At 71.0% G+C, this 6,056-nt stretch carries 7 protein-coding genes; 2 read left to right on the plus strand and 5 right to left on the minus strand.

All coding sequences use genetic code 11. The annotated features are described in order from the left end of the window. Positions 1-126: 126 nt before the first annotated feature. On the minus strand, positions 127-537 hold the full coding sequence (locus tag AB0I53_RS49060) for a VOC family protein (protein ID WP_358617989.1): 411 nt from the start codon (positions 535-537) through the stop codon (positions 127-129). 157 nt (positions 538-694) lie between these two features. On the opposite strand from AB0I53_RS49060, the gene AB0I53_RS49065 reads away from it, so the two are divergent. After that, positions 695-1,495: an AraC family transcriptional regulator gene (locus AB0I53_RS49065; RefSeq protein ID WP_358617992.1), complete on the plus strand. Its 801-nt coding sequence runs from the start codon at positions 695-697 to the stop codon at positions 1,493-1,495. 6 nt (positions 1,496-1,501) lie between these two features. On the opposite strand, the gene AB0I53_RS49070 is transcribed toward AB0I53_RS49065, so the two are convergent. From AB0I53_RS49070 to AB0I53_RS49085, 4 genes are all read right to left on the minus strand, one after another. Further along, the gene (locus AB0I53_RS49070) at positions 1,502-2,083 is read right to left on the minus strand and encodes a DUF5655 domain-containing protein (RefSeq protein ID WP_358617994.1); all 582 of its coding nucleotides are present in this window, start codon (positions 2,081-2,083) and stop codon (positions 1,502-1,504) included. A gap of 79 nt (positions 2,084-2,162) precedes the next feature. Beyond that, positions 2,163-3,488 (minus strand): cytochrome P450, encoded by a 1,326-nt coding sequence (locus tag AB0I53_RS49075; protein ID WP_358617997.1) that lies wholly within the window; start codon positions 3,486-3,488, stop codon positions 2,163-2,165. Positions 3,489-3,501: 13 nt separating this feature from the next. Continuing rightward, positions 3,502-4,632, minus strand: a complete 1,131-nt coding sequence (locus AB0I53_RS49080) for an FAD-dependent monooxygenase (RefSeq protein WP_358618000.1) — start codon at positions 4,630-4,632, stop codon at positions 3,502-3,504. Continuing rightward, positions 4,629-5,060, minus strand: coding sequence for an ester cyclase (locus AB0I53_RS49085; RefSeq protein ID WP_358618003.1), 432 nt, complete (start codon positions 5,058-5,060; stop codon positions 4,629-4,631). The genes AB0I53_RS49080 and AB0I53_RS49085 overlap by 4 nt, the downstream gene beginning before the upstream one ends. A gap of 165 nt (positions 5,061-5,225) precedes the next feature. Between AB0I53_RS49085 and AB0I53_RS49090 the strand changes: the two genes are divergently transcribed. Next, positions 5,226-5,924: an SDR family NAD(P)-dependent oxidoreductase gene (locus tag AB0I53_RS49090; RefSeq protein ID WP_358618006.1), complete on the plus strand. Its 699-nt coding sequence runs from the start codon at positions 5,226-5,228 to the stop codon at positions 5,922-5,924. The last annotated feature ends 132 nt before the right edge of the window (positions 5,925-6,056 follow it).

Raw genomic sequence — 6,056 nt, forward strand, 5'->3', positions numbered from 1 at the left:
CGACCCCAAAAACAACCCCCACCCCCCCCCCACCCACCCCCCCCACCCGCCCACGACACCCACCCCCCCCCCCCCCATTAGGGGGGGCCCGCCGCCCCCCCCCCCCCCCCCCACCGCAGGAACGGCTCACTGCGGAGCGTCCACCTGCAACAGGGAGAACTGGTTCTTGTCCTCATCGGTGAACACCGCGGTCCACCCGAACGGCAACTGCATCGGCGGCTGGGTGAACGGAACGCCCTTGGCGCTCAATTCCTCGTAGGTCGCCTTGATGTCGCGGGTGACGAACTGCAAACCGGTGAACTCGCGCATCAGATCTTCCTGGTACAACGGATTGTCCTGCGGGAACAGCACGATCGACGTGCCACCGCCCGGCACTGCGACCTCGATCCAGCGAATCGGCCCGAACGCGTCGTCCCGCCGGAGTTCCAGACCGAGCTTGTTCGTGTAGAAGTCGACGGCTTTGTCCTGATCGGTGACGAAAATCGTCACGCTGGCCAGCCCTGCGAGCACGGCTTCCTCCCACCTGACGGCAATCAACGGCCATTCATCGGCATTCCCAACCTATTCGAGCGACCCGAACGCACCCTTCTCCCAAGTTGCCAATGCCCACCGCGAATTGCGGCCGAGCACCGGAATTCCCCGCACCCGGCGTATCCTGGTCGACGCGGTGGGGCGGACTGGGGAAGGACGTGGGTTGACCAGGAGGACCGACGACGCCATCGGGATGGACTGGGCCGAACTCGCCCAGGCCGAGCCGGCGTCGGCCGCCACCAGCTGGCACACCGCGGTGGAGCGGGCCGTGGAGCAGATGCGGGAGAACCTCACCGACCCCCAGTACCTGACCGACCACGCGCGCGCCGGGCTGTTCAGCCCGTTCCACTTCCACCGGGTGTTCCGCAACGTCACGGCCGCCACGCCGGGCCGGTTCCTGGCCGCGCTGCGGATCGCCGAGGCGCAGCGCCTGCTGATCCGCTCCTCGTTGCGGGTCACCGACATCGCCGCCAAGGTCGGCTATTCGAGCCTGAGCACCTTCACCACCCAGTTCGCCCGCCTGGTGGGCCTGTCACCGCGCCAGTTCCGCGCCATGGCCATCGAGTTCGGCGACCGGCCGCTGGCCGCGCTCGCGGCCCGGGCCCCCGCCGCGCCGTCCGGCGCCGACGGCGTGCCCGTCCTCGTCGACGGCGCCGACGACGGCATCCTGTTCGTCGGCCTGTTCCACCACGGGATCCCGCAAGGCGCCCCGGTCAGCTGCGCGGTCCGGCCCACGCCGGGGCCGGTGCGGCTGCGCCGCCCGCGCGACGGCGAGTACCACGTCCTCGCGGTCTGCTTCGACCCGGACGTCCGCATCGCGGAATCGCTGGACCACCGGCACGACTGTCGAGTGGTCGCCGCGGGCTCCGTGACCGTGCCCGGCGGGCGGGCCTGCCGCCTGCGGCTGCGCCGCCCGCGCCCCACGGACCCACCGGTCGTGCTGGCCTTGCCGCTGCTGGGCTGACGGGCGTCAGGAATTGGCCTCGTAGCACTCCCGCAGCAGCGCGACCACCTCGTCGTCCACGCCCGACTCCGCGGTCAACGCGATGCGCACGTTGCCCTTCGGCAGGCTCTTCGCCGGCAGCAGCCGCCCGGCCGGCTGCCGGCCCGGCAGGTGCAACCCGATGTCGAGCCTGGACTTGGTGCTGGGCTTGACGATCGCGAACGTCCGCTTCGGCGACACCAGCGACACGTAGGTCTTGCGGGCCTGGATCGTGACCACGCCGAGGTCCACCACGACCTCCAGCAGCTCGTCGAACATCGGCCGCAGCGCCTGCCGGTCGGCGAACTGCTCGTCGATGAGCTCCGCCGGATCGGTCTGCATGAACTCGGGGTAGCCGTAGCGCTCGTACACCAGCAGGTCCTGCGAATAGCCGCCGACGCCCTGCTCGCTCAACCACGCCCGCAACCGGGGTTCCGACGTCGTCCCGGACGCCGCGACCCGCTCCTTCCACTCCGCCAGGCCCGCACCGGTGCGCTGCTCCAGCAGGCCGGCCGCGTGATCCATCATCGACTGCCAGCCGACCAGGTTCATCCCGTCGCGTTGCGCCATGCCGTGCTCACCCTTCCTCGACGCGGACTTCCCACCATCCCAGACCCGCGCGAGTCGATGTTCGCCCAGATTGCGCAGCCTAGCGACGCTCGTAGCGGATCCGGCACGGCGAACCCGGACGGGTGACGCCCAGATCCATGTCCGGCCGCGGATCCGGCACCGACAAGCCCAGCCGGTAACGCGCCAGCAACGCGCTCAGCAGCACCTTGGTCTCGTTCGTGCCGAACGCCTGCCCCGGGCACCGGTAGAACCCGCCGCTGAAACCGATCAACGCGTGCGGATTCCGCTTGTCCTCGGCCCGTTCCGGAGCGAACCGGTCCGGGTCGTAGCGCTCCGGATCGGCGAACACCTCCGGCAGCCGGTGCGCGACGCTCGGGCACAGCATGGTCAGCCATCCCTTCGGCACCCGGTAGCCGCCGATCTCGTACTCCTCCGCCGTCGTGCGCGCGTAGTGGCTCATCACCGGCCGCATCCGCAGCGACTCCTTGAACGCGCGCTCCAACCGGGGCAGCCGCGCTCCCGCGTGCGGGCATCCGGGAGCGCCACCGCGTTCCGCATCGATCTCCGCGACCACCGCGTCCAGCTGCACCGGGTGCTGCAGCAGCTGCACCAGCGTCCAGCAGGCCTGCGCGGCGGTGGTGATGTAGCCGGTGAACAACGTCGCCATCGCCATTCCGACCTGCACGTCCGGCCCCTCGTCCCGCAGCGTCGCGTCGTCGACCAGCGACTGCAGGAAGTCGTCGTAGCCGCCCGCGCCGGCCCGCTCGGCGAGGACCGGCCGCAGCATCTCGCCGAGCCGCCGCCGCGCACGGTCCCGGCGGCGGAAGCGGGGCACCGGCAGGTTCGACGGCAGGATGAACTCCATGCCCCGGGCCAGGTCCACCAGCAGCGGCCGGAACTCGTCGATCCGCGCCCGGATCTCCGGACCGAGCAGCGCGCTGGCGGCGATGCGCATCACCAGCGGCTCGAAGGTGTCCCACAGCTCGAACTCGCCCCGCCGGCCCAAACCGGCCAGCCAGCGCTCGGTCTCCTCGACCATCACCTCGGTGTACGCGGCGAGCCGGCCGCCCTGGAACGCCGACTGCAGCAGCGACACGTGGCGGCGCCGCCGCTCGGTGTCGGTCGCCGCCATCAGCAGATCGCCGAACATCGGAATGGTGAACCGGTAGATCTCCGGTACCGAAAGCTTCCGGTCCACCTCCCGGAAGAAGAACTCGTGGTGCTCGGGCCCGACCAGCATGACTCCCTTCATCGGCCCGAGCCGGATCGTGAAGATCGGCCCGTGCTCCAGGTAGGCCCGCATGAACGTCGCGTGCTGGTCCTTGCGCCACTCCAGGAAGCTGCCGAGCAGCGGCAGTCCGCGCACTTCGGGTGGGGTCGCCGGTTCGGTGGCGGCAGTGGACACGGCGGCCTCCTGATCAGATCCGGAACTCGAACATCTGCCGCAACTGGCGGAGCTGGGCGCGCTGCGGAGCGTGGGTGAGCATCCACTCCCGCAGCCGCCCAGCGACCGGTCCGGCCCAGCCGCCCATCCGCGCCAGCATCCGCGCCTGCGACGTCGCCGCGTTCGCGCGCCCACGCCGCTGCCGCTGGTACGCCCGCAGCGCTTCCGGCACGCTCGGAGTCTCGGCCAGCCGGGCCGCGAGCACCGCGGCGTCCTCGAACGCCTGCGAAGTGCCCTGCCCCATGTTCGGCATGCTCGGGTGCGCGGCGTCGCCGACCAGCGCGATCCGGCCACGGCTCCAGCCGCGCAGCGGGCGGCAGTCGAAGATCTCGGTGGCCACGACCTGCGCCGGATCGGTGGCCCGCAGCAGCTCCGGGATCGGCTCGTGCCAGTCACCGAACCGCCGCAGCAGCCAATCCGCCCCGGCCTGCCGTGCATCGGCGGCGGGCGCGGAGGCGAACCAGTAGACCCGGTCTCCGGCGAGCTTCCAGATGCCGAACGCATCCGCACCGCCCATCGACAGCAGACCGGGCGTGGCCGGAAGCTCGAACGGGATGGTGGCCCGCCAGACGACGACCCCGCAGTGCCGCAGCCGCCGCCCCAGCCCGGCGGATTCCCGCACGGCGGACCGGAGTCCGTCGGCTCCCACGACCAGGTCCGCCCGCACCGAGCTGCCATCGGCGAACACCGCCACGGCGTGCTCACCGGCGTCGCGAACCCCGACGCAGCGCGCCCCGAACCGCACCGCGTCGGGATCGAGCAGCCCGCGAAGCGCGACCAGCAGCTCCGCGCGGTGCACGGCCATCCCGTTGCCGCCGACGGATTTCATCACCTGCTCGGAAACCTCGTAGAGCGTCCGGCCGTCCGCCGCCCGCATCGCCATCCCGGCCGCCGGATGGGCTCGTCCGCGCACCGCGTCACCGGCGCCGAAGGCGTCCAGGGCGGCGAATCCGTTCGGCCACAGCGTCAGGCCGTTGCCGTGGCGGCGAAGCGCTTCGACGCGCTCGTACGCGATGGCGTCCAGGCCGGCTCGGCGCAGCGCGATCGCGGTCGCCAGCCCGGCCGGCCCGGCGCCGATGACGGCGACCTGCGGTCGGCCGGTCATGCCAGGATCGTGGTGAGCAGGTCGTCCGGCACCAGGCCGAGCTGGTTGAGGAAGTGCAGCTCGTCCATCACGTTGTAGTGCTCGACGATCTTGCCGTCGACGATCCGCACCTGGCCCATCACCTGCACCCGGACCGGCCGCCCGGTGGCCCGGACGCCCTGGAAGTCCTGCTGGTGCGTGCAGGTCGCGGTCATCCGCACGAACAGCCGGTCGCCGTCGGCGGCGAGCTCCTCGATCTCGAAGGCGAGGTCCGGGAACGCGGTGCGGAAGCCGCCCATCAGCTCGGCGACCTCGTCGCGGCCGTAGGTGCCGAACCGGCCGTGGTGGATCATTTCGGGCGACCAGACCCGGAGCACCTCCTCCTGGTCGCCCCGGTTCATCGCGGCGACGAACCGGCGGAACAGCCGCTCGTTGTCCTCTTCGACCATCGGGCACCTCCCTGAACCGGCAACGTGGGAGAACTCGTGCTCGACGATATGGCGAGGCGGTGGCGTCGTTCTTCTCGCGCCTTGCTTGATCCACCCGACTTGATTTCGATCAACACTGAAATGTTCGTAGATATGAAAGATATTCACCAAGCGTAGGCTGGCGACATGCCCGAACCCGTCATGTTGATCACCGGCGCGTCGCGCGGCATCGGCGCGGCCACCGCCCGCGCCGCCGCGGCAGCCGGCTACCGCCTCGCCCTGCTCGCACGCTCCGCCGACTCGCTGGCCCCGCTCACCGACGAACTGGGCGACGACGTGCTCGCCCTGCCCTGCGACATCACCGACTGGCCCGCCCTCTCCGCCACCGTCCAACGCGTCGAAGACCACTTCGGCCGCCTGGACGCGACGTTCGCCAACGCCGGACTGAGCATGCAGACGTCGTTCCTGGGCAACGGAGGCGCGGATCCCGAGCAGTGGCGCGACATGGTCCTGACGAACGTCTACGGCGCGGCCATCACCGCCCGCGCGGCGCTGCCGGCGCTCGCCCGCACCGGCGGCCACCTGCTGCTGACCGGTTCGAACGCCGGCCGCGGCATCCGGCCCGGAAACCTCTACTCCGCCACCAAGTGGGCGATCACCGGCCTGGCGCAGAACATCCGCGCGGAATGCGTGGGCACCGGCGTCCGGGTCACCCTCATCCAGCCGGGCATGGTCGAAACCGAGATGACGGCATCCACCCAGGACGTCCCGAAGCTCCGCGCGGAAGACATCGCCAACGCGGCCCTGTACGCCCTCCGCCAGCCCCCAGGCGTCGACGTCAACGAACTGGTCATCCGCCCGACCGGCCAAGACCCGAACCGCTGAACTCCTGGGAAAGAGCGGCGCCCCGCACCAGGTTGCTCGTGAAGTGGGCCCCGGAAGTTGGACTCGGTAATTGAGAGTCTAGGCAGCGAGGGCCTGGGCCCGGTATTGCACCGGGCTCAGGCCCTCGCAGTG

The organism is Saccharopolyspora sp. NPDC050389 (assembly GCF_040655595.1).
In the GTDB taxonomy this organism is placed as follows: Bacteria; Actinomycetota; Actinomycetes; order Mycobacteriales; family Pseudonocardiaceae; genus Saccharopolyspora.

Coding starts and splice junctions, on each gene's coding strand:
- AB0I53_RS49070 (WP_358617994.1), bottom strand. CDS start 2,083: ATGGCGCAACGCGACGGGATGAACCTGGTCGGCTGGCAGTCGATGATG.
- AB0I53_RS49080 (WP_358618000.1), bottom strand. CDS start 4,632: ATGACCGGCCGACCGCAGGTCGCCGTCATCGGCGCCGGGCCGGCCGGG.
- AB0I53_RS49085 (WP_358618003.1), bottom strand. CDS start 5,060: ATGGTCGAAGAGGACAACGAGCGGCTGTTCCGCCGGTTCGTCGCCGCG.
- AB0I53_RS49090 (WP_358618006.1), top strand. CDS start 5,226: ATGCCCGAACCCGTCATGTTGATCACCGGCGCGTCGCGCGGCATCGGC.